This is a genomic window from Vibrio ezurae NBRC 102218, from assembly GCF_000467185.1.
GTDB classification, from domain to species: Bacteria; Pseudomonadota; Gammaproteobacteria; order Enterobacterales; family Vibrionaceae; genus Vibrio; species Vibrio ezurae.
Genome location: NZ_BATM01000002.1, coordinates 1 through 22,335 on the forward strand (window position 1 = coordinate 1; position 22,335 = coordinate 22,335).

19 protein-coding genes and 1 pseudogene are annotated in these 22,335 nt (G+C 43.6%); 4 read left to right on the forward strand and 16 right to left on the reverse strand.

Features of this window, described 5'->3' with window-relative positions; translation table 11 throughout:
- Window positions 1-116: 116 nt before the first annotated feature.
- Entirely contained in the window at window positions 117-974 is an 858-nt protein-coding gene (locus VEZ01S_RS00970; RefSeq protein WP_021712144.1) for a transporter substrate-binding domain-containing protein, read from the reverse strand.
- Between the two features lie 206 nt (window positions 975-1,180).
- Here VEZ01S_RS00970 and pdxR point away from each other — a divergent pair, with 206 nt between their 5' ends.
- Complete coding sequence (pdxR, locus tag VEZ01S_RS00975; RefSeq protein ID WP_021712145.1) at window positions 1,181-2,671, forward strand: MocR-like pyridoxine biosynthesis transcription factor PdxR; 1,491 nt, start codon at window positions 1,181-1,183, stop codon at window positions 2,669-2,671.
- 121 nt (window positions 2,672-2,792) lie between these two features.
- On the opposite strand, the gene VEZ01S_RS00980 is transcribed toward pdxR, so the two are convergent.
- Window positions 2,793-4,106, reverse strand: a complete 1,314-nt coding sequence (locus VEZ01S_RS00980; RefSeq protein WP_021712146.1) for an aspartate aminotransferase family protein — start codon at window positions 4,104-4,106, stop codon at window positions 2,793-2,795.
- A 234-nt stretch (window positions 4,107-4,340) separates the two neighbouring features.
- Between VEZ01S_RS00980 and VEZ01S_RS00985 the strand changes: the two genes are divergently transcribed.
- Window positions 4,341-5,045 (forward strand): sulfite exporter TauE/SafE family protein, encoded by a 705-nt coding sequence (locus VEZ01S_RS00985; protein ID WP_021712147.1) that lies wholly within the window; start codon window positions 4,341-4,343, stop codon window positions 5,043-5,045.
- Between the two features lie 13 nt (window positions 5,046-5,058).
- On the forward strand, window positions 5,059-5,811 hold the full coding sequence (locus VEZ01S_RS00990) for an SDR family NAD(P)-dependent oxidoreductase (RefSeq protein WP_021712148.1): 753 nt from the start codon (window positions 5,059-5,061) through the stop codon (window positions 5,809-5,811).
- A gap of 173 nt (window positions 5,812-5,984) precedes the next feature.
- On the opposite strand, the gene VEZ01S_RS00995 is transcribed toward VEZ01S_RS00990, so the two are convergent.
- From VEZ01S_RS00995 to VEZ01S_RS01025, 7 genes are all read right to left on the reverse strand, one after another.
- On the reverse strand, window positions 5,985-7,043 hold the full coding sequence (locus VEZ01S_RS00995) for a polysaccharide lyase family 7 protein (protein ID WP_021712149.1): 1,059 nt from the start codon (window positions 7,041-7,043) through the stop codon (window positions 5,985-5,987).
- Window positions 7,044-7,230: 187 nt separating this feature from the next.
- The gene (locus VEZ01S_RS01000) at window positions 7,231-8,727 is read right to left on the reverse strand and encodes a tripartite tricarboxylate transporter permease (RefSeq protein WP_021712150.1); all 1,497 of its coding nucleotides are present in this window, start codon (window positions 8,725-8,727) and stop codon (window positions 7,231-7,233) included.
- 9 nt (window positions 8,728-8,736) lie between these two features.
- On the reverse strand, window positions 8,737-9,183 hold the full coding sequence (locus VEZ01S_RS01005; RefSeq protein WP_021712151.1) for a tripartite tricarboxylate transporter TctB family protein: 447 nt from the start codon (window positions 9,181-9,183) through the stop codon (window positions 8,737-8,739).
- An 81-nt stretch (window positions 9,184-9,264) separates the two neighbouring features.
- On the reverse strand, window positions 9,265-10,191 hold the full coding sequence (locus VEZ01S_RS01010; protein ID WP_021712152.1) for a tripartite tricarboxylate transporter substrate binding protein: 927 nt from the start codon (window positions 10,189-10,191) through the stop codon (window positions 9,265-9,267).
- Window positions 10,192-10,230: 39 nt separating this feature from the next.
- Window positions 10,231-10,704, reverse strand: coding sequence for a hypothetical protein (locus VEZ01S_RS01015; RefSeq protein WP_021712153.1), 474 nt, complete (start codon window positions 10,702-10,704; stop codon window positions 10,231-10,233).
- Between the two features lie 346 nt (window positions 10,705-11,050).
- Window positions 11,051-12,106 (reverse strand): ACR3 family arsenite efflux transporter, encoded by a 1,056-nt coding sequence (gene arsB / locus VEZ01S_RS01020; RefSeq protein ID WP_021712154.1) that lies wholly within the window; start codon window positions 12,104-12,106, stop codon window positions 11,051-11,053.
- Window positions 12,107-12,216: 110 nt separating this feature from the next.
- The gene (locus VEZ01S_RS01025) at window positions 12,217-12,552 is read right to left on the reverse strand and encodes an ArsR/SmtB family transcription factor (RefSeq protein ID WP_021712155.1); all 336 of its coding nucleotides are present in this window, start codon (window positions 12,550-12,552) and stop codon (window positions 12,217-12,219) included.
- A gap of 231 nt (window positions 12,553-12,783) precedes the next feature.
- On the opposite strand from VEZ01S_RS01025, the gene VEZ01S_RS01030 reads away from it, so the two are divergent.
- Entirely contained in the window at window positions 12,784-13,713 is a 930-nt protein-coding gene (locus tag VEZ01S_RS01030) for a LysR family transcriptional regulator (RefSeq protein ID WP_021712156.1), read from the forward strand.
- A 63-nt stretch (window positions 13,714-13,776) separates the two neighbouring features.
- On the opposite strand, the gene focA is transcribed toward VEZ01S_RS01030, so the two are convergent.
- The 7 genes and pseudogenes from focA to guaA all read right to left on the reverse strand — a co-directional run bounded on the left by focA (window position 13,777) and on the right by guaA (window position 22,326).
- Window positions 13,777-15,252 (reverse strand): formate transporter FocA, encoded by a 1,476-nt coding sequence (focA, locus tag VEZ01S_RS01035; RefSeq protein WP_021712157.1) that lies wholly within the window; start codon window positions 15,250-15,252, stop codon window positions 13,777-13,779.
- A gap of 254 nt (window positions 15,253-15,506) precedes the next feature.
- The gene (locus tag VEZ01S_RS01040; protein ID WP_021712158.1) at window positions 15,507-16,118 is read right to left on the reverse strand and encodes a CDP-alcohol phosphatidyltransferase family protein; all 612 of its coding nucleotides are present in this window, start codon (window positions 16,116-16,118) and stop codon (window positions 15,507-15,509) included.
- A complete protein-coding gene (locus VEZ01S_RS01045; protein ID WP_021712159.1) occupies window positions 16,108-16,758 on the reverse strand; it encodes an ATP-binding cassette domain-containing protein in 651 nt (216 codons plus the stop codon). The genes VEZ01S_RS01040 and VEZ01S_RS01045 overlap by 11 nt, the downstream gene beginning before the upstream one ends.
- Window positions 16,742-18,449: pseudogene (locus VEZ01S_RS01050) on the reverse strand (ABC transporter permease). Before VEZ01S_RS01050 ends, VEZ01S_RS01045 begins: the two are co-directional and overlap by 17 nt.
- Before the next feature lie 6 nt (window positions 18,450-18,455).
- On the reverse strand, window positions 18,456-19,613 hold the full coding sequence (locus VEZ01S_RS01055) for an ABC transporter substrate-binding protein (RefSeq protein ID WP_021712161.1): 1,158 nt from the start codon (window positions 19,611-19,613) through the stop codon (window positions 18,456-18,458).
- Between the two features lie 456 nt (window positions 19,614-20,069).
- The gene (locus VEZ01S_RS01060; RefSeq protein ID WP_021712162.1) at window positions 20,070-20,591 is read right to left on the reverse strand and encodes a DUF2058 domain-containing protein; all 522 of its coding nucleotides are present in this window, start codon (window positions 20,589-20,591) and stop codon (window positions 20,070-20,072) included.
- 157 nt (window positions 20,592-20,748) lie between these two features.
- On the reverse strand, window positions 20,749-22,326 hold the full coding sequence (gene guaA / locus VEZ01S_RS01065; protein ID WP_021712163.1) for a glutamine-hydrolyzing GMP synthase: 1,578 nt from the start codon (window positions 22,324-22,326) through the stop codon (window positions 20,749-20,751).
- Window positions 22,327-22,335: the final 9 nt, after the last annotated feature.

Below are 22,335 nucleotides of genomic sequence, written 5' to 3' on the forward strand. Positions count from 1 at the left end.
AATTCTGCTCACTTACTTAGTGTGATTGGTATAACTCATTAAACGAAGTAGGACCTATGCGAGCACAGTATTCACTCAGTTCCAGCCTAGGTCACTACTATGATGGAGCGTTACAATTAATGCACTGCGGTAAGTTTGTGGAACTGCTCCACGGAGACGATGGCTTCTGTCGGTAAGTCATCAAAAGACTCCCCAAACCATTTTTGTTGAAGCTCAGCCATTTTGCCGGTCTGTTTAAGATGAGCAAAAAACTCCGTGAGGTACGCCAGTAGTTCTGGATTATCCTTAGGGACAGGCCAGCTAATGAAACCGGGGCCTGAAACAGCCTTGCCTTTCTTAAAGATCTTCGATTTAGCTTTAACAACCTCATTGACCGACACAACACTGTTAATCACGTAGTCCACGCGACCATTGGCAAGATCCGCATACGCTTCAGGGTAAGATTGATACTCAACCACCTTACCTAGCTTTTTACCTTGGGACTCAAGCATCGTTTTTAGCTCTGGTAGCCTTTCAAGTAGTGCACTGCCTGCTTGCAGCCCGACGGTTTTACCATCTAAGTCACTGATTGTATTAGTACTGCCATCTTTAGCTCTTGCCATGAAGTAATGCTGAGCTGAGGCAATTGGCGGCGTAAAATCAAACACTTTAAGGCGAGCATCAGTGATAATTGCCCCGGTCAATGCAAAGTCATACTGACCTGCGGACACAGAGGCGAGCAATCCTGTCCAAGGTAAGATGTCTTGCTTTACCTCAAACTGAGAATAGTGACGAAGCTCGTCCAGTAAATCTTTATTGATACCAGTCGCTTTACCTTGTGCAATAAAATTGAAAGGTGAGTAGTTATCCTCAGTGGCCACCTTTAATCCTGCGCTCGCAAACGAGGGCATTTCCGTAGCAACGGCTAAACTCGACATACCTAAAGTCATTGTTGTGGCTGCAATCGCTAGCCATTTTGTCATTCCCTGTCTCATCATTCTTTCCTTGCTGTATTTTGTGAACACCTTCACTTTAGAGATGAGACAGCTAGATGGGTTAGAGCCAATTTTCAAAACCGTTTGGGACAGCATGTCAAAACAGCCAAATAATACCAAAGAGGTAGGCTTGCTTCTTGCGTTGGCTTGCTTCTTGCAAAAGCTAATGAAACACCATGAGTAACCAATATAGGGAGATTGACTCCATGGCGATCAATTACAGCTGTTTCATTGAATTTGATAATAAGAGAAGCTTGCAGGAACAAGTCCGAGAATATTTAGTTAAGGGCATATTAGAAGGTGTTTTTTCTGTGGATGAAGCGCTCCCCTCATGCCGTAAGCTCTCCAGCCAACTGAAGGTATCTCGCAATACTGTTTCTTTAGTGTACGAGGCGTTATTGGATGATGGCTATCTGATCAGCAAACCGAGAAGTGGTTACTATCTCTCTGAAAAATATAGATTTAGACAACAAGAAGTGGAAGACGAACTGGATCATTTTGAAGCAGATAACCCACCAAGTGCACCAAACTGGGCCAAGCGACTAAAAATATCCACAGACCGATTTCCACGTATAGTAAAACCATCACATTGGAGCTGTTATCAATATCCATTTATTTACGGACAGCCCAGTATCAACGACTTTCCCTTAGCGCAATGGCGTGAATCGACACGTAAAGTCATTGCCGATCCTAACGATCATGGCTGGTTGTGTGACAAGGTAGACAAAGACGTTGATCTTCTCGTTGAACAAATTCGTACACGCGTCCTTCCGCAACGAGGAATACACGCCAAGAGTGATGAAATTTTGATAACGATAGGTTCACAAAATGCCTTGTATTTAGTCTCTCAATTATTAATGAATACAGGCTCTCGGGTTGGTGTAGAAAACCCAGGTTACAAAGAAGCGAACAATATCTTTAGCCTTGCAGGTGCGCAGCTCCACCCCCATACCGTCGATGAAGAAGGCTTAGTACTCAATGAACTCTCAGCTATGTGTGACTACTTTTATGTCACACCTAGCCATCAAGCTCCTACGGGAGTGACCATGAGTAAACAGCGCCGCAATACGTTGCTGCAACAAGCTCGAAGCAATGATGCCATCATCATTGAAGACGATTACGACTCTGACAGTAACTCTGAATGGGCTCCCTTACCGGCACTAAAAGCACAAGATAAAGATAATCGAGTCATTTATGTCAGTAGCTTTTCTAAAGTACTCGCTCCGGGATTGCGCCTTGGCTACATTGTTGCCCCTGAAGAGTTAATCTACGAACTGCGTACATTACGACGCTTAATGTATCGGCATCCACCAAGCCGAGTGCAAATGGAAATGGCGCACTTTATCTCACAAGGTTATTACGACAGTTTTCTTCGTCGATTCAAAGAAAACACACGCCAGCGCTGGCAAACCATCAATGATGCAGTGGAACACTATCTTCCTGATTGTGCTAGGTTGGCGAAAAATCATTACAGCAATGCATTATGGTTGGAAACGCCAAACAAGATGAGCAGCCAACGCCTTGCTTCTCGCGCCTTATCTGCTGGTGTGCTCATAGAGACTGGCTATTCTCATTTTATGGATCATCAACAATCTCATCCAGAAACCAACACCTATTTTAGATTAGGATTTCATGCCATCGATAAAACACTCATTACTCCGGGAGTTGAACAATTGGCTAAAGTCATCCACGGTTAACTTTACTCAGTATTGCCCAAGACTCGGTACTTCTAAGGCTTATACCGCTAAAATAACAGCGCCAAGACTGACGTCTTGGCGCTTCTTTTATGTTGTTCTAAACCTATCGATGGCGCGATGTTTAACCAAGCTCCGCTAAAGCTTGGCTAATGATAGCCACTCCTTGAGCAATCTCATTTGGCTTAATGATCAGTGGCGGAGCGACATGAATTCGATTGTTCACAATGAAAGTCAGTAAGCCTTTTTCCGTCATCTTCGCCTTAAGAGAGGCGATTTTACTGTTGCTCAATGGCTCACGAGTGGCTCTATCTTCCACCAACTCTAATGCCCAAAACATGCCTTTGCCCCGGATATCACCGATGCACTGGTGCTGCTCCATTAACTCAATTAATGCAGGCCCCAACACCTTATTTCCTATCTCATCGGCATAGCGAACTATGCCCTCTTCTTCCATGGCATCTAAAGTGGCAACGATCGCTGACATGGCCAATGGGTGCCCTGAATAAGTAAGCCCCCCCATAAAGAAATTACTTTTAAAGTATTCCGATATCGCGTCACTGACTATCACACCACCTGCGGGTACATAACCCGAGTTCACTCCCTTAGCAAAGGTAATTAAATCTGGGATGACGTTAAAGTGTTCAAAGGCAAACCAGCGGCCTGTTCGACCAAAGCCAACCATGACTTCATCAAAAATCAGCTGGATGCCATGCTCGGTTGCAAGCTCTCTAACCCCTTGCAGATAGCCTTCAGGTGGTAACAAGAAGCCAGCAGTCCCTGGAATGGTTTCAAGGATAATCGCAGCAATAGCGTGGGGGCCTTCACACTCAATAACGCGTTTTAAATGTTGCAGAGCACGTTCACACTCTTGCGCTTCGGTTTGCGCGTTAAACTCAGTGCGATATAAGTAGGGATTAAAAAAATGCACATGCCCACGGCTGTATTCATTGGGGACACGACGAAAATCCCCTGTCGCGGCAATCGCACTTCCCGTATTACCATGATAGGAGCGATAAGCTGACAGTACCTTATCACGGCCTGTAAACTGCCTTGCCATACGAATAGCATTTTCATTGGCATCCGCGCCTGCATTGGTAAAAAACACCTTTTTAAAGTGACTAGGTGCTCTGTCTAAAATACGCTTAGCCGCTTCTCCACGGGTGAGGTTAGCGGTCGCTGGGGCAATAGTGACTAAGGTTTCTGCTTGAGCCTTAATCGCATCAATCACCTTAGGGTGCTGATGACCAATATTGGTATTCACCAACTGACTGCTGAAATCGAGATATTGTTTGCCCTCAAAGTCCCATAAGGTGCATCCCTGAGCACCTGCGATTGCAATCGGTGCCGCTGACTCTTGTACTGACCAAGAGTGGAAGACATGCTTGTCTAATTCTACGACGTACTGATTTGAACTCTCTGTGCCAAAGCCATCCATATTCATTCTCCTGTGCGATACCTAGACCATTGTCGTTGTACTTGTTGTGTCCCAATATTTTGGCGATAAGTGATGCGAAAGGCGTAGGGGCAGTTTAAAAAAAGCCTTGTGTCAGGCAATAAGATTGCTCTGCCTCAAACAATCTTTACAACTGGCTCTATGGCGAAACCCAATGCCTGATTACATTGAGGGACATTGATGAATATGACATAGACGAACCAAGGACGAATAAACATGGGATTGGCAGCAGTGTTGGTATTCTTTGCTGGTATGGTGAGAGGGTACTGTGGTTTTGGTTTTGCCATTATTGCAGCCTTATGCCTTAGCTTTATTTATTCTCCCTTCGAGTCCATCGCCATTGCTCTAAGCTTAGATTTACTGAGTAGTTTGAGTCTACTGCGAGGGATTAAACACGATATCAATAAACGACTGCTGGTTTTGCTCAGCATTGGCATGTTAGGAGCAATACCGCTTTCATTGCTGTTTGTTTCACACATTTCAGCCGATCAATTGAAAATGATGATCGCGTGCTTATCTCTCGTTGCTGGTGCGCTGATCATGCTGAATTTAAAAATGAGTTGGATGAACCAACGCTATGCCCTACTGGCTGGTGCTATCTCAGGTTTCAGTATGACGACCGCCTCCGCCGGTGGCCCGCCTTTGGTCTTATATTTGTTAAACCTATCCCTTAACGCTCGCGAGTTAAGAGCAACAGCGATTGTATTTTTTATTTTAAGCTCAACAGCATCGTTGATAGGACTGTGGTACGTAAGTGCTGTCTCTACCCACTCCATGCAACTGAGCTTGTTGCTCTTTCCTGTCGCTGTCACTGGCAACCTAGTCGGTAAACAACTGTTTCGTCGCTACCCAGATCCATCCCCTAGAAAAACCATAGCGCCTATTTTAATGCTATTGGCGCTACTCATACTCTTATTTTAAAAAGGAATTCAACATGAAAAAGATCGCATTTATCACAGGCGCTACCTCAGGTTTTGGCAAGGCTGCCGCGCATCGATTTGCCAAAGAGGGTTGGTCATTGGTGCTATCTGGTCGTCGCATAGAACGACTCTTAAATTTGAAAGAAGAACTGTCGGTGCCGGTTCATATCATGCAGCTAGATGTGCGTGATGCTGATGCAGTAAAACAAGCAGTAGCCGCGTTACCTGACGAGTTTTCAGCCGTCACGGCATTGTTAAATAATGCCGGACTAGCGCTTGCGCCACAAGGTGCTGCACAAGTGGATCTTTCTGACTGGCATACGATGATCGATACCAATGTCACTGGATTAGTCAATGTGACACATGCACTACTGCCTACCCTGATCAAAACCGGATCAGGAGCGAGTATTATCAACGTTGGTTCAATAGCCGGCCAATGGCCCTACCCTGGAAGTCATGTTTACGGAGCCAGTAAGGCGTTTGTGAAGCAGTTTAGTTACAATCTAAGATGCGATCTGCAAGGAACAGGAGTGCGTGTCACAGACCTATCTCCAGGTATTGCCGAAACTGAGTTTACTTTAGTACGCACGAAGGGCGATCAAAGTGCTTCTGATAATCTATATCAAGGGACTACCCCATTGAGTGCCGAAGATATTGCGGAGCAGATGTTCTATATTGCCTCACTGCCTGATCACATCAACATCAACCGAGTAGAGGTCATGCCAACGCGCCAAGCTTGGTCTCCATTTGCTATTGATCGCGATTAGCAGGCAAAAAAAAGAGCTTGCTAATCGCAAGCTCTGAAAACTATGAGGGAAATTAAGCGTTAATCCTATAACTGACTCAATCCCCTAACCCTCATAGTTAATCAAAGTGTCTAGCCCCCACCAGACACCTTGACCTATTCTATTGGCATGATTGAAATGCCACTAAACCGATATTATTGGTCTAGGTTTAACTTGTAGAAGCTAACTTGAGCGTAATCGCCTGCTTCAAGGCCGTTGTTTGAACAACCTGCTGAACCAGTGTTACATTGGTTGTAGTTACCTGCTTTAAAGTACATCCAGTCATTTGCATAACCTTGGTCGTATTTGTCGCCTTTTAGGTGACCTTCAGCTAGGTTAACGTCAAATTTTTTCACTTCTTGATTTGGCTGACCTGGGTTTTTAGTAAATGTTAGGTGCATGATGTCACCTTCAACGTTTACGTCGTAAGAGAAGATATCGCCAAGTTTGATACCATCAGTAGGTTCTGCTGAACCTTTACGTAGGCCGTGTTGACCAAATACGTCAGTGCTGATGTCGTGACGGAATTTATATTCATCACCTTTAGCGTTTGTTTCGTAGTTCCAGTAAACAGAGCCGTATTCGTGACCTGGTAGTTTACGGTATACGATTTTTAGAGGTTCGTTTTTAGAACCGTGGATTTGACCGATAACAGTCGCGAATGCGCCACCTTTTTTGTAGTTACCGCTTGTACTTACCCAATCAACCGCAAGAGTTGCGCTCATGTGACCGCCAATCGCACCGTATTTTTCTGCGTCTTTAGTAGACGCAACAGTGAAGTTGTTTTTCGGTGATGAGTAATCGTCAGATAGCATTGCGCGAAGTTCGCTACGTGCATTCTTAGAGTTAGGTGTTGTCATTGCTTTGTTTGGAGCTTTGAACACCATTGCACCTGTGGTTTTGTCAGTGTAGAACCACTGCGCTTGAGAGAAAGGCTTCTCTTTATTGTTCAGCATTGACTTGTAAATTTCCATTACTTTGCCAGCGCGTTCAGCCTTGTCATCGTCCATAGGTAGGTTCAACTTGAACTTAGATAGGTCAAAGTTCTCAGCAGGAGCTTTGGTTACGTCTAAGTTGTATTGAGCCGCAAGTTGCGGATCTTGGTTAGCCGGTGTGGCTGATGCAGTATCAGGAGAAGAAGCTGTAGAACAACCTGCTAGTCCAGCGACAAGTGCTGAAACAACAACAGCAGCAATCTTATTTTTTGTATGCATTTTAACCTCTAAGATTTATTTATAGCGTCGCTGAGCACAAGAGATACCCTGTGCTCAGCAATGAACATGCTAAAACAATACATTAATATAATATTACAAATAGCTGTCAGGATCACACTTTGAAATATCCTAGCTTGATTTGTCTACAAACTTATTTTCCGCTTATCGACAAAACATACCAAGAATCTTAGTCATTGGTATCTATTTGCATCTGTTTTTTCTTTTTCATCTTCATTGTAGAGTAGACTGAGAATACCGCCAATAATATGAAGGCAAGCGCAATCGGTCTTTCATACAAAAATGACCAAGAGTTGTCATACATCAGCAGAGCTTTACGCAAGTTCGTTTCTGCCATTGGCCCTAAAATAATCGCCAATAATATCGGTGATGAAGGGATATCTAATTTACCTAACACAAAACCTAAAATACCAAAACTGATGGCAATGCCAACATCAAACATAGAGTTGTTAATCGCGTAAGCACCAACAACGGATAAGAATATAATGATAGGAATCATCAACATCTTAGGCACTTCAATGATGCGACAGAAAAAGCGAATGCCGATCAGACCCACAATCAACATCACAATATTGGCCACCAGCATAGAGCTAAATACGCCATAAACCACTTCAGGGTTTTGCGCAAATAACAGCGGCCCCGGAGTTAAGCCCTGTACGATTAATGCCCCTAATAACACCGCAGCCACCGCATCGCCAGGAACACCTAACGTCAACAGAGGAACCAGTGATCCCCCTGTTACCCCGTTATTGCCAGCTTCTGCTGCCGCTAAGCCTCGTACTGAACCTTTACCAAATTCATCTGGATTCTTAGCAGAACGCTTCGCTTCGTTATAGCAAACAAACGCCGAAATATCCGCACCGGCTCCAGGAACTGAACCTATGGATGTCCCCATCAAACCGCTTTTTATCGCCGTTGGCATCATCTCTTTTAAATCTTGTTTACTCAGCAGCTTATGATCAAACTTAGCGACTTTAGCTTGCTTCTCTTTTAGGATTCGTTCGATTTGGTTAATCGCTTCTGATAGCGCAAATAGACCGATAAGCACAGGGATAACATTGATACCACTGTAAAGATCCATCACGCCAAAGGTAAATCTAGGCACACTACTGATAGGGTCTAAACCGACAGTCGATACTAGCAAACCTATGGTACCTGCAAGCAAGCCCTTCAAAATATTTTGTGCTGACACACTGGCAATAATAGTTAAACCAAATAAAGCTAACGCAAAGTATTCAGGAGCATTAAAACGCAGCGCAAAGTTAGCTAATAAAGGCGCAATCGCGATTAAAACTATGGTACTGATCAGTCCGCCGACAAACGAGGCGATAGCCGAGATACTTAACGCTCTTGCCGCCTGTCCTTTGGCCGCTAAGGTATGTCCATCAAGAACCGTGGCGGCGGAGGCGGGAGTACCCGGTGTTTTTAATAAAATGGCCGCTATCGAACCACCGTATATACCACCGATATATACACCGATCAGCATCACTAGCGCCGCGGTCGGTTCCATACCAAATGTAAATGGCAATAGAATTGCCACACCCATGGTTGCGGTCAGTCCTGGTAGGGCACCAAGTACGATTCCCCCTACCACACCAAAAATAAGAATAGGTAAAACAGCTGGGCTGAACGCGGTCAGTAAGCCATTCAATAAATGTTCAATCATACCGCCTCCTTAATAAAACAAACCTTCAGGAAGTGCGATATAGAACACCTCACCAAATAAGTAATAAACACCAAACACAAACGCCCAAGCCACGACGTAATACAATGGCTTTTTCACTTTGAATAGCATTAAGTAAACAGTAAATGCGACTAGACTCGCCAATAAGTAACCAATCAAGCTAATCAAAAACGCGTACCCAATTAAGAATGCCACGCCAAATAGCGCCATTTTAGAGAAAATAGCGGGTTGCTTTTCAGCATCTATAGATTTCAATTTATGTTGCACTAACAGCGCAATACAAATAAGAATTTGTGCAATTGCAATTGCGGTAGGAAAAAACTTTGCATCAACACTCGCGTCTTGAAAACGAGGTTCTGCGAATTGACCGATAAAAACCAAAATAACTGCGCTTAGGGCAATGATCAGGGATGGGAAGACAACATTTCTATTAATCATAATGCTACCCGAAAAAGCTGAATTTCAAAGAAATTGGGAGCCCTTGAATAGGGCTCCCGAGCGAAAGTAAGTGTTTAAAAACTAGTTGATTAGAGCGCCAAGATTCTTGGTGTCTTGCTCAACAAAAGAAGTGAACTCTTCTGCATTCATGTTATGAATAGTCATCGCACCTTTTTTCATGAACTCTTTAAATTCAGGAGATGCCATTGCTTGGTCAAATGCTTTACCTAGAGTTTCGATAACAGCATCTGGCGTATTTTTAGGAGCGCCAATACCACGCCATGTACCTGTTACTACATCAACGCCTTGCTCTTTAAGAGTTGGAACTTCTGGCAAGAAAGCGATGCGCTCTTCAGACATAACACCTAGTGCTTTAAGTTGGCCTGAACGTAGCTGAGCAATAGCTTCACCCGGAGTAACCATAGTTACGTCAGTGTGCTTACCTAGTACCGCAGGAATCGCTTCAGATGCACCGTTGTAAGGAATTGCATTTAGTTTGATACCTTGGTCTTTTTCTAGAGCCATTAGGTAGAAGTTTGGCGCTGCTGTTGAAGCAAACTTAACTACGCCATCGCCTTTCTTTGCTTCTGCAATAAGGTCGTTGATCGTGTTGTATGGGCTGTCCGCAGAAACCAGCACTACCGCAGGATCAAGGTTCACCATACGAATCAGTTTAAAGTCACTCGCATCGTGCTGCATTAAGCCCATTTGCGGTAGAGAAGCAATCTCACGAGTTACCACGGTTAGTGTGTAACCGTCAGGACGCTGCTGAGCACCAAAGCTCATACCTACAGCGCCAGCACCACCAGTACGGTTCATTACTGCGATGTTCTGACCTAGGATGTCTTTTGCTGAATTCGCAAGAGTACGACCTACTGCATCCGTACCGCCACCGGCGCCAAAAGGAACCACTAGACGAATATTTTTGCTCGGGTAATCTGCGGCAACAGCCGTTGCTGATACCATGATGCCAGCGGCAACAAGAAGTGACTTAAGAAGTTTGCTCATGATAATTCCTTTTGTTTCTATAATTTGTAGGTAAAGTTATTAGTTTCGAGTAATTTGCGTAGGGTTTTTGATTTTATTATTTTGATATTCCGCCATGCACAGTTGCTCAATTGCCACCGCAATCCAACCACTGATAAGCATGTCGTACCATTGCTCCACACCACTACAACCCACTACGACGTCTCCATAAACAAAAGAGCCATAAAACAGTAGGTCGTCTTCGCTAAGCGATGCGGTGTGCAGGGTTTGATTCGTCATATTGGCGCGAGAATTACGCCATGCTTGTTTTGCTTTCTTACGAGCAAAGTCATCAAATGGGATGGTCCATTGCTCAGGATTGCCCAGTGAAGACTCCACTAAAATCGCTTCTTCAAATGAAGACTCCCAAGGTTTTACTCTAGGGTCCATCACTACAATATGCAGCTCTTTGCGATTGGTTCTTTCAAATAATCGCTCAATAGATGGGGTAACTAGTTCAATAGCATCTTTTGCTATCTCTGCTTGAGTTTTCATCGCCTAACCTCTGTAATAGACACAAACCTGACTGATGAATTAACTATATTGTATGAGTTGGATTGCTGATATTAGCGACAAAAGCAAATGCTACTTAGATCACCTACCGGACTCTGAAAGAGTCTAAGAGATCGGATTTTTACGCAGATTAATGGGGTTTTACATGACACTAATCACACTTATTATTAAGTGAAAAATGTGAGCAAAGTGGCATAAATAAAGAATATAAAGCTTTGAAAAATAGGATTTTTGTACGTTTAAGAAAAATATCTTAATCAACACGATTTTTAGGAGCTAAAAAAGATAAAGCCAGTCTATGACTGGCTTTACTTATTTGAGGTTAAGCTTACTTATTCTCATATTTTGTTTTCATACGCAGCGCGACATTCACCAATGCAATTAAAACAGGTACTTCAATCAATGGCCCAATGACTCCAGCAAAAGCCTGATCGGAGTTGATACCAAATACCGCAATAGAAACGGCAATCGCTAATTCAAAGTTGTTTCCTGTTGCAGTGTAAGCAATTGACGCATTCTTATCGTAAGGAATACCCAAACGCTTACCGACATAAAAACTAACAAAAAACATCGTGACAAAATAAATAGTCAACGGGATTGCAATACGAACCACATGCATGGGTAACTCAAGAATCATCTCACCTTTCAAACTGAACATTAGGACAATTGTCGCCAATAATGCAATAAGAGTAATCGGTGAAATACGCGGAATGTATACTTCGTTATACCATTGCTCACCTTTCGCTGAGATCAGTATTTTACGCCCTAAGAAACCCGCTAAAAATGGAATACCAAGATAGATAAATACACTTTGCGCAATATCCGCCATGGATATATTCACTTCCATTCCGGTATAACCAAAAATAGGAGGCAATACGGTAATGAACAACCAAGCCATAAAGCTATAAGTCACAATTTGGAAAGCACTGTTTAGCGCAACTAAAGCAGCGCCATACTCTTTATTTCCGCCACCGATATCATTCCACACCAGTACCATCGCAATACAGCGAGCTAGACCAATAAGAATAATCCCCACCATATAGCCGGGGTGATCGCCAAGAAATACCAGCGCTAATACAAACATCAAAATAGGACCGACTAGCCAGTTCATGATCAACGAGAGTTTGATGGCCTGCTTATCTTGAGCCACTTTACCTAGCAAACTGTAATCGACTTTTGCTAGCGGTGGGTACATCATCAAAATCAGACCAATCGCCAATAAGATATTGGTACTGCCAATCGACATCGCCTCATTAAGCTCAGCAACTTGCGGGAATAAGGCACCAATAGCGACACCGACTGCCATGGCTAGAAATATCCATAGGGTTAAGTATCTATCAAGAAAACTCAGTGTTGGGGCTTTGCCCTTTATTTCATTACTCATAACAAGTCACTCTTATCTTATGTCCATTTATATATGTTCACTTTCATTCGTTAATCGTCGAACAACGATTGATAGTATTGTAACCTACCCATCATATTCAACACCTATTGTTAGAATAAGCTATCAAGTAGGTGTTGGATTCTTTTCATTGCAGGCATTTCTATTCGATAACACACCTTAGGCGGTTGAGGTTCACTGCGAACAAGCCCTGCCTCGCGTAATATTCTCAAATGTTCGGATACGGTAGATTGTGCTAAACCCAGTTGCCCAACTAAAACACCGTTTAAGCATCCACCTTTTAACTCTAGCTCCAACAATACCTTTAAAATTCTAATTCGTGCAGGATGTGATATCGCTTTTGCCAATGAGGCGAGTTCTTGCTCTTGCTTCTCATCTTCTACAGAGATAGTCGGTGCTTGGCACTTTTTCACTTGGCAATCGGTCATAAATCATCTCCTTTATCGTCGAATGGCGATTAATATACAAATTCAGTATAGAAACTACAACACCCATTGCCCGTAAATTTTCAGCATCGGAATAGATCTGCCCCTCAAAATATGCAACTACTTACACTTAAGCCTTGATATAAATAGAATAAATATTGAACTGCATGCCTAAATAGCGCAAAATCTATACTTCAATAAAACTGATACTTAGTTTTCAATAATGAGGGTTGCATGTTTAAATTTTCCTTAAAGCAAGTCGCTGTTTTCGATGCCGTAGCCAGTTATGAAAGCGTAAGTATTGCCGCTAAAAAACTGTCGATGACACAGTCCGCTGTCAGTATGTCTCTCTCTCAATTGGAGTCGGTACTCGATCGACCTCTATTCAACCGTCAAGGGAACCGATTGGTGTTAAGCCATTGGGGTCACTGGCTACGCCCAAGAGCAAAACATTTGCTACAAGAGGCGCAACAAATCGAATTTGGTTTGCACGACCAGCACCTGATCAGTGGCACGTTAAGCCTTTGCTCTAGCCAAACCGCAGCTAAACATCTTGTTCCATCGCTCATCAGTAAAATTGATAACGACTTCCCTGAAATGCGAATAAAATTGAACATTGAAAACACAGAAAACGTCATTGAGTCTTTGCTCAACTACGATTGTGATGTGGGTATCATCGAAGGTCGTAATACCGATAGCCGTCTGCAACAAGAGCATTGGTTAGATGATGATTTAGTGATTGTCTCCTCACCAAACCATCCTTTTGCTCAATACAAACAAGTAACTCTGGCACAGCTAGAACAAGCAAAATGGATATTAAGAGAGCCTGGTGCGGGTACTCGTCGCATCTTTGATGGAGCCATTCATGGTTATATCGACAACATCAAAGTATGGAAAGAATATGAAAGTATTCGGGTGATTAAATCTCTGGTGGCAAATGGCAGTTACCTTGGATGTGTTCCTTATCTGGATATATTACCTGAACTGGAAAACAATCAACTGGTCGTATTACCCACGCCACAGCTGAATATGCAAAGGGAAATTTCTTTTATCTGGAGAAATGACAGCGCTGAATCGCCATTAAGGGAGTGCTTACTTTCGGAGGCAAGAAGATTGACCAAGGGTAAATCTTTCAAGCCACGCAAGGATTGGACCCCTGCGTGACCTAAAAACTTAGTTGTGCTGTTTTAATGAGGGCGACACAGCCCCTTATATCGTCACTGAATATTAAGCGACCGATAAATCCTTCTTTTGTTGCATCTGTGGCTGATTGAAATTAACCACCCACTGTGCAATCGCGTCACGTGTCAGCAATCCAACATACTTACCGTTAAATACAACAGGGTATGCACTTGGCATTTTGCTGGCCGCTTTTGCTAAGCGCTCTTTAAAGGAGAGAACTTCTCCTCCCATATAAAAGCCACCTTGATTTACCGGGTACAAGGTATCTTGGTCAACAATCATAGGCTCAAGAGCCGATAAAATGCTTTGCTCCGGTGACAAGGTATAAACTGGTGATTGCATATATTCTTTTACTGATACAGCAACTTCTGAATCAAAGTCTTCGCCCCATAAACCTCGCAGAAGATCTTGTTGTGAAATGTATCCCTGTAATTGATGATCATCACTGATTACAGCGGCACCCGCTTGCTCATTTTCGATTAATAACTTAAGTGCAGCTTTGCAGTTGAGCTCTTCAGAGAAAGTGATTTGATTGTCAGAGGCTAGATCAGCAACTCGTAAACGTTTCATTTGTTCTAACATGGCATGCTCCAATGAATTTAAATATGAAAGATTAATATCGGTATTTTTAATCGGGTAAATTGACGAGTTTGAGCTTTGTTTTGGCTCAATACTCCAATAAGCAAGTCCGACCAAAACAGCACCACCAAAAATATTTCCCAACGTGACTGGAAGTAAATTGGCAGTAATAAATTGTTTTATCGTCAGTAGTTCTATATGAATTCCAGCTTCTATGGCCGTATTCAACAGTTGTGTATCAGCGCTCGCCTTAATCACGATTCCCAGTGGCACCATAAACATATTGGCAATACTGTGCTCAAAGCCAGAACTGACAAACATGGCAACAGGAAGCAGCACTAAAAACGCTTTTCCTGCACTTTCTTTGCTACTAAAGCTCATCCAAATGCCTAAGCACACAAGGAGATTACACATCACTCCTAAAGAGAAGGCTTGCCACCAAGAATGCTCGAGCTTATGACTGGCGATACTCAGCGCATTAAGCCCCCAGTTTCCATGATCAAGGATGTGCATTTTTGCCATCATAATGAAAGCAAGGGTGAGCATAGCGCCAACAAAGTTTCCCGCGTAAACACGAGCCCAACACCCTAATAGCTGTTTAGTCGTGACTCTTTTTTGTGCCCAAGCGACAGAGCTTAATACTGTGCTCGTAAACAACTCCCCACCGCACACCACTACCAGCATCAAACCAAGGCTAAAAGCGACCCCACCAATGAAACGGGTGAGCCCCCAACCACTATTGTGAGCACCAGTGGTAACCGTGATGTAAAAGACAAATGCTAATGCGATAAAGGCACCGGCAAACACCGCTAATACAAACGACTGCTTAAAAGATTTAAGTACTTTTTTATGCCCATAATCCGCAGCTTGCATGGTTAGGCTTGGCTTCGTCGCAGACGAGCTAAGATCAACCAATTCTGGGATCGGGCGTTTTATTGGCATAGTTTCCTCCTTCTCTTTGAATGACCTAAATCACTCGTTTACATTGAGTGCTTTCACAAAAGGTGTTTTCGTGAAAGCCCATTTAGATTAAGAGAGCGGGAACCAAAATAATATCTAGTAGTTTTGAACAGCAGCGTTAGGAAAACTGATGGAGTGCGCAAGGTTGCATAGAAAGGGATTTGAATGGATATGTGGCAAAAATAACTGAAGGAAACAAGTTGGGCTACTGATTTAACCTTCAGTAACCCTACACATTAAACGTCTTGTAAGGTTTGAAAGCCAGAATAGATACGAGTGGCTGTCGTAAAGCAACACATGCACCCAAACACAATAGCCAAAGCAGCAAAGTAATGAGGGAGCAGACACATTAAAATAAAGCAGGCGATGGTTTCTGTACCTTCGGTTAGTCCGCTCATGTAATACAATGACTTATGCTTATATACAGGATTATCAATACCCCGCTTCCCTGCCATAACAGCAAAGGCTAAGAAACTGCTCCCTGTTCCGACAAAAGAAAACAGCAAGAAAGCCCCAGCTGTGCCATTCATTTCTGGGTTCGCTAATATAAAGCCAAGCGGCATTAAGGAATAAAATAAGAAATCTAAGCTGACATCCAAGAAGCCACCAGCATCCGTAATCCCCTGCCTTCTTGCCAGAGCGCCATCTAAACCATCGCAAATTCGATTAAGAACAATAAACAGCAATGCAATGCTGTACTGCTCTAGTATCAGCATAGGAAATGCCATGCACCCTAATGCAAAGCCAAATAGCGTGGTTTGATTTGCCGTTACGCCTACGCCATCAAGCACCTTTGCCCCTTGAGCTAAAGGCCAGCGAATCACCTTAACACTATAACTATCCAGCATGATGAGTCTCCCATGGCCAATTCAGTGTTACGCTGTTGTGAGGAATATCTTGCTCATCGTGCGTAACCATTAATGCAGGAATATTTGCCTGCTTTAATTGTTCAAATACCCAGTCCCGAAACTGTGAGCGAAGTTGCGTATCAAGTTTACTGAATGGCTCATCCAATAAAGCAACTTCTGGTTTAGCGAGCAACATTCTCGTGAGGCTCACCCTCGCTCTCTGACCACCTGAAATCTGCTCTGGGTACGAGTCAGCCAGTTGAGTTAACGTAATTTGTTGTAGGGCCTGTAGGGCTGTTTCTTTTCTGCTTTGCCCCTTCACTGTGTTAGGTAATGCAAACGCCAAGTTTTCCCATACATTAAGATGCGGAAACAGTAAGTCGTCTTGAAAAAGGATCCCTACTCTACGCTGATGCGCTGCCATAGAATCTAAGCGGCGCTGATTTAAATGCACTTCACCTTGATAAGTAAACTCCGCCGACAAGTGCCCTGCAATAATGTCTAACAAGGTCGACTTTCCACATCCACTGGGGCCCATTAAAGAGACCACTTCACCAGAGTGAATACTCATATTCAACTTATTGAATAGCAAGGTTCCATCTGACTTATACACCGTCAGATCTTTAAGACACAGACTCATTTAATAAAAGCCCTTTTATTTAGGTTCAAAGAGAGCGGTGCTCTCAGGTATCGGCTATAAATACGGCTGCCCAGTATCGCTATAAAGAAGAAAATCAGCGGCAACAGTGCTTGCCATAAAGCGTAAATAGCCGTCACCCTCCGATCAAAGCCACTGGATAACGCTACCGCTTCTGTTGTGAGTGTGGATACTCTGCCCGCCCCTAGCACTAACGTCGGAAGATACTGAGAAAGACTGACACTAATGCCAATAGCCCAAGCAAACAAAATAGCAGGAAACATTAAAGGAAGCTTCACTTTAAAAAAGACCTGTAAGGGTGTTTTACCTAGGCTGAGCGCCACGCGAGTCATCCCTTCATTGTAACTGCGCCACGGACCATCCAGAGACAGATAAACAAAGGGGAAAGCAAAAAAGAGATGCGCCCAACACACCCATAGCCAATGATGATCTCCACCAATAAAAAGAGTGCTCACTTGCAAGCCAAACAAAATAGACAGTTGGGGAATCAACATCGGGACCGCAATAATGTATCCCGGTATTTGCCAGCGATATCGAATTCGATATTCGTGGGCAATCAATGCCAATAGCACAGCAATAGTGCCCGAAACGAGCGCTAAACTTAGACTTTGTTCTATCGTGCTAAGAATACCTGACCATTCGTATTCCCAAAATCTCAGTGAATAGCGGCTGGGTAAGAGATCAGGAAAACGCCAACGATGCGCGACACTCCACAGCATCATCAAAGGCAGCATTGCACCCGTCAATAACAACATTGAACCAAACAAAGATCGCCCCGGCAAAGCACAACCTTGTCTGCCTGAAACTTGCCACGATCTTGCCCATCGACAGATAACCCATTCAACAACTCGCGCAAAAGCGATGACTAAGCTGGCTATCATAAACAGCACGATTGCGCCTGATGACGCTCTTGGAAGCAAAGATAAGTCAGGGTCGTTAAACCATTGCCACACTAAGACAGCAAAAGTCGGCGGATTGGTCGGCCCGACAATTAACGCCACATCCACCACTGACAAGCTATATGCCAACACCGCTAACATAGGAAAGCGTAACTTAACAAACCATTGTACAAAAAGCGTTTTCCACCACATCTGAGTACGATCATACCCCATAGATGCTGTGATCTTTTCTGTTTTTTCAATCTCCAGTTGCTTTAAGATTGGAATGCTCATCAATAGTAGAAACGGGACTTCTTTCAATGCCAGCATGATCACCAATCCCAACGCATGTGGATCGTGAATTAAAAAGGCCAATTTATGCGCCGATGCTTGGTTCAAGTCGTAGCCAAAGAGCGCATGCACTAAGCGCACTCCAAGCCCTGTAGGGTCAAACAAAAATGCAAAGCCAATAGCAAAGGCCACGTGCGGAATGGAAAGCAGTGGCGACAGCGACACTTCTATTTTTTTCCACCAGCGCGTATCCCAACAACGTTGTAATATCGCAAAACTAATCAAACAAGCAAGATAGCTACTGAGCAGTGCAGAAAATAGCGTCAAGCCGATAGAGCGCCACACGCCACTCCATGCCAATACCTGCTCAAAGCCAGTCAAAGAAAAGGAGTGCATACCTAAAGGAGGAATAAAGCTGAGTGACGATGACACGACACCCAGCATGCCTGGAATAGTAGGCAATACGCACACTACAACAACGAGTGCGTAAAAAAATCGAAGCATATTAAATCATTGTCCGTAGCGCTTAAGCCATTCTTTCTCTAGCATAACTTGCCAGCTTGGGTGAGGCTCATCAATCGCATTAAATTTCTCAGAGTTTTGCGCACTGCCTTGCAAGTATTGACGCTCTAACACTGAAGGGTCTCCCCAGATATTCAAATCACCTTTGCGTGATTGAGCTTCTGGGCTTAATAAAAAGTTAATCGCAACCAATGCCCCTTCTTTAGCCGAGGCATTCCAAGGAATCGCTAAAAAGTGGATATTCGATAACGCACCTGCGCTCATCGCATAGGGTTTAGTGCTCGGCTCAAGGTTGCCTGCCGCTTGCGCTGAATATACCGCATTCGGATTAAAAGTCAGGGCCATATCTAATTGTCCGTCATCTAACAAGCGAGTCATCTCTGCTGTCCCTTTCGGAAACTGCTTACCACTACGCCAAGCTACGCGATGAAATTCATCAAGATAATTCCACAGTAATGGGCTCAACCTAGCAAACTCTTGCTCGGTTACTGGCTTCGACAAGGCTGGATCATTATTAGATAATTCAATCAGTAAGGCTTTTAGAAAGCTACTACCATGAAATTCAGGAGGCTTAGGGTAACTCAAACGATTAGGATGCGCTTTGGCATAACTCAACATCTGCGCAAACGAGGTCGGTGGTGCGCTTAGCTGTGCTTGATCGTAAATGAAAACCAGTTGTCCTACGCCCCAAGGCGCCTCTAAGCCATCGGTAGGTTCTGAAAAGTCGACCGTCACAGGCAGTGACTGGTCTACGTACTTCCAGTTGGGTAGTGCTTGTGTGAAAGGGCCAAACAACAGTTGGTTCTCTTTCATAGATTTAAAATTCTCACCATTGATCCAGACCAGATCAATACTGCCACCGTCACTTTTTCCTACGGCTTTTTCGGCGATTAAACGAGGGGTACTCTCTGCAATATCTGACACTTTAACGTGCTTTAATGTCACACCATAGCGCTGCTGAAGTTGTGTATTCGCCCATTGAATATAGCGATTGATCTCCTGACTTCCGCCCCAAGCATGAAAATAAACCGTTTGGCCTTGTGCATTTTTTTCGATGTGATCCCAATCCAGAGTTTTCGCGCCTACTCCAAACGTCATACACATTGCCGTACCAAACGTCAGTAGTGCTGTGAGTAATTTTTTCATAATCCGTTCCGTTGCTTCCCTGCTAAACCTTTCGTGACTGTCTATTGTCACCGAAAGGGTACGATTATCCAATAAGACCAACAACAATAATTCAACGTCTAGAGATAACAAAGACTCAATGCTTGTAACAAAGTGCATTGAGACTCGCTAGGATGACCTGATAATGACTGCAATTGGTATAAATTATTCGCTCTCTTTATCAGACCTGAATTAGACAAGATTAATTTCCCCCTATTCTATCTAATTGCTTAATACCAACCACACTAAGCAAGTGTTCAGAAACAGCGCAGGAAAAATGCTCAAGGGCAAAGTAGAGTGACCTATTATTTGCTATAAATAGCTCGCTATAACTGAGCGCGATCTATCATGACACAAAAAAGGGCAGCACTTCGCTACCCTAATACTCAGCTACTAAGTGAGTGCTACCCACCCCAAAAAATCGGGGGACGATCCTGCTTACCACATTAAATCGTCAGGTACGACAAAGTCTTTATATGGGTCATCTTCATCAGGAGCCTCTTCTTCAGGCTTAATGGTTTCAACAATCGCCTCTGGCACTCGCGTTGCGATTTTTTCTGCCACAACCGTTGGGATCACCGCATAGCTTTCGCCGTCACGAGCAATACTCAAAATACCTTTAATAAGCTGAGTGCGATTTAACTCCTCAACATACAAAGATTTCACTAAAGTACCGTCAGTAAAATTGTACTTGATCTCACCTTTTGAAGTATCGATGCGGTTCATATCAATCAACTGTTTAACTTGCGCTTTTAACTCTTTAGCCAAACGTTGCTGTTCACGCTCTTGGTTGATCTTTTTGTCACGCTCTTGTTGAGCTAAACGGTTTTCTTCTGCAGCGGCCTTTGCTTCTCGTGATTGTACGCGAGACTTCTTAGCGCCTTTCTTGGCTTTCTTTAGCTTTTTCTCATTCACTAAGCCAGCTTTTAGCATTTGTTCTTGAAGGGTCAGTTTTGCCATTTCTAATACTTCTATTTACCGATTAATCTAATTGCGTTTATTTTCGCACGCCTACCGCTATATGTCCTAATTTTGCGTCACAATAAAAAAACCCGTAAGACTGATGGCTCACGGGTTTTTGTATCACTGATTATCTAAAACGAGAAAAAGCGCAGGCTTATTCCCATTCGATAGTTGCAGGTGGTTTACCTGAAATATCGTAAACAACACGTGAAATACTGTCTACTTCGTTGATAATGCGGTTTGAAACCTTACCTAGGAAGTCGTATGGCAGATGTGCCCAATGCGCGGTCATAAAGTCGATGGTTTCTACAGCACGTAGCGATACAACCCAATCGTATTTACGGCCATCGCCCATTACGCCAACTGAGCGTACTGGTAGGAATACCGTAAAGGCTTGCGATACTTTGTGGTAAAGATCGGCGTTGTGCAGTTCTTCAATAAAGATAGCATCGGCGCGACGTAGCAAATCACAGTACTCTTTTTTGATTTCGCCAAGAACGCGAACACCTAGACCAGGACCTGGGAATGGGTGACGGTAAAGCATGTTGTATGGCAGACCTAGCTCTAGACCAATCTTACGTACTTCATCTTTAAACAGTTCACGCAATGGTTCAACTAAGCCCATTTCCATATCGTCAGGCAAACCGCCCACGTTATGGTGCGACTTAATCACGTGCGCTTTACCTGTTTTAGACGCCGCAGATTCGATAACGTCAGGGTAGATAGTACCTTGCGCTAGCCATTTAGCATTTTTCAGCTTCTTCGATTCTTCATCAAATACGTCAACAAATACGTGACCGATAGTCTTACGTTTTTGCTCTGGATCAGATTGACCTTTCAGTGCTTCTAAGAAACGATCTTCCGCTTCCACTTTGATGATGTTTAGTCCGAAGTGATCGCCAAACATATCCATCACTTGCTCACCTTCATTCAAACGAAGCAGGCCGTTATCAACGAATACACAAGTCAGTTTATCGCCGATAGCGCGGTGAACTAGCATAGCCACAACAGAAGAATCAACGCCGCCAGAAAGGCCAAGAATCACTTCATCATCGCCCACTTGCTCTTTAATACGAGCAATTGCATCATCGATGATGGATTGTGATGTCCACAATTTTTCACAACCACAGATGTTGATAACGAAGTTTTCTAACATACGTGCGCCTTGGCGAGTATGCGTTACTTCTGGGTGGAATTGAACACCGTAGTATTTCTTCTCTTCATTTGCCATAGCAGCAAACGGACAAGTTTCTGTTTCGGCAATCTTAGTAAAGTCAGAAGGAATTTCGACTACTTTATCACCGTGACTCATCCACACATCTAACAGTGCGTTGCCGTCTTCAGCAATAGCGTCTTCAATACCTTGGAATAGAGAGGATTCTTCAACAACTTTAACCTGTGCATAGCCGAACTCACGTTCGTTAGAACCTGCAACCTTGCCGCCAAGTTGTTCAGCCATTGTTTGCATGCCGTAACATACGCCCAATACAGGAACACCAGAATCAAAAACATATTGAGGAGCGCGAGGAGAATTTGCTTCAGTTACACTTTCTGGACCACCAGAAAGGATGATGCCGTCAGGATTAAATTCACGGATATCCGCTTCTTCTACATCCCAGCTCCATAGCTCACAGTAAACACCAATTTCACGAACGCGACGCGCGACAAGTTGAGTGTACTGAGAACCAAAATCTAGGATCAAAATACGTTGGTCGTGGATATTCTTTGTCATTTAGAAATC

What these genes read in the sequence shown, in the direction of transcription:
- VEZ01S_RS00990 (WP_021712148.1), top strand. Translation starts at nt 5,059, where the DNA reads ATGAAAAAGATCGCATTTATCACAGGCGCTACCTCAGGTTTTGGCAAG.
- VEZ01S_RS01000 (WP_021712150.1), bottom strand. Translation starts at nt 8,727, where the DNA reads ATGATTGAACATTTATTGAATGGCTTACTGACCGCGTTCAGCCCAGCT.
- focA (WP_021712157.1), bottom strand. Translation starts at nt 15,252, where the DNA reads ATGCCAATAAAACGCCCGATCCCAGAATTGGTTGATCTTAGCTCGTCT.
- VEZ01S_RS00970 (WP_021712144.1), bottom strand. Translation starts at nt 974, where the DNA reads ATGAGACAGGGAATGACAAAATGGCTAGCGATTGCAGCCACAACAATG.
- VEZ01S_RS00980 (WP_021712146.1), bottom strand. Translation starts at nt 4,106, where the DNA reads ATGGATGGCTTTGGCACAGAGAGTTCAAATCAGTACGTCGTAGAATTA.
- arsB (WP_021712154.1), bottom strand. Translation starts at nt 12,106, where the DNA reads ATGAGTAATGAAATAAAGGGCAAAGCCCCAACACTGAGTTTTCTTGAT.
- VEZ01S_RS01005 (WP_021712151.1), bottom strand. Translation starts at nt 9,183, where the DNA reads ATGATTAATAGAAATGTTGTCTTCCCATCCCTGATCATTGCCCTAAGC.
- VEZ01S_RS01045 (WP_021712159.1), bottom strand. Translation starts at nt 16,758, where the DNA reads ATGAGTCTGTGTCTTAAAGATCTGACGGTGTATAAGTCAGATGGAACC.
- VEZ01S_RS01060 (WP_021712162.1), bottom strand. Translation starts at nt 20,591, where the DNA reads ATGGCAAAACTGACCCTTCAAGAACAAATGCTAAAAGCTGGCTTAGTG.
- VEZ01S_RS01040 (WP_021712158.1), bottom strand. Translation starts at nt 16,118, where the DNA reads ATGCTGGATAGTTATAGTGTTAAGGTGATTCGCTGGCCTTTAGCTCAA.
- VEZ01S_RS01010 (WP_021712152.1), bottom strand. Translation starts at nt 10,191, where the DNA reads ATGAGCAAACTTCTTAAGTCACTTCTTGTTGCCGCTGGCATCATGGTA.
- VEZ01S_RS00995 (WP_021712149.1), bottom strand. Translation starts at nt 7,043, where the DNA reads ATGCATACAAAAAATAAGATTGCTGCTGTTGTTGTTTCAGCACTTGTC.
- VEZ01S_RS00985 (WP_021712147.1), top strand. Translation starts at nt 4,341, where the DNA reads ATGGGATTGGCAGCAGTGTTGGTATTCTTTGCTGGTATGGTGAGAGGG.
- VEZ01S_RS01055 (WP_021712161.1), bottom strand. Translation starts at nt 19,613, where the DNA reads ATGAAAAAATTACTCACAGCACTACTGACGTTTGGTACGGCAATGTGT.
- guaA (WP_021712163.1), bottom strand. Translation starts at nt 22,326, where the DNA reads ATGACAAAGAATATCCACGACCAACGTATTTTGATCCTAGATTTTGGT.
- VEZ01S_RS01030 (WP_021712156.1), top strand. Translation starts at nt 12,784, where the DNA reads ATGTTTAAATTTTCCTTAAAGCAAGTCGCTGTTTTCGATGCCGTAGCC.
- VEZ01S_RS01025 (WP_021712155.1), bottom strand. Translation starts at nt 12,552, where the DNA reads ATGACCGATTGCCAAGTGAAAAAGTGCCAAGCACCGACTATCTCTGTA.
- VEZ01S_RS01015 (WP_021712153.1), bottom strand. Translation starts at nt 10,704, where the DNA reads ATGAAAACTCAAGCAGAGATAGCAAAAGATGCTATTGAACTAGTTACC.
- pdxR (WP_021712145.1), top strand. Translation starts at nt 1,181, where the DNA reads ATGGCGATCAATTACAGCTGTTTCATTGAATTTGATAATAAGAGAAGC.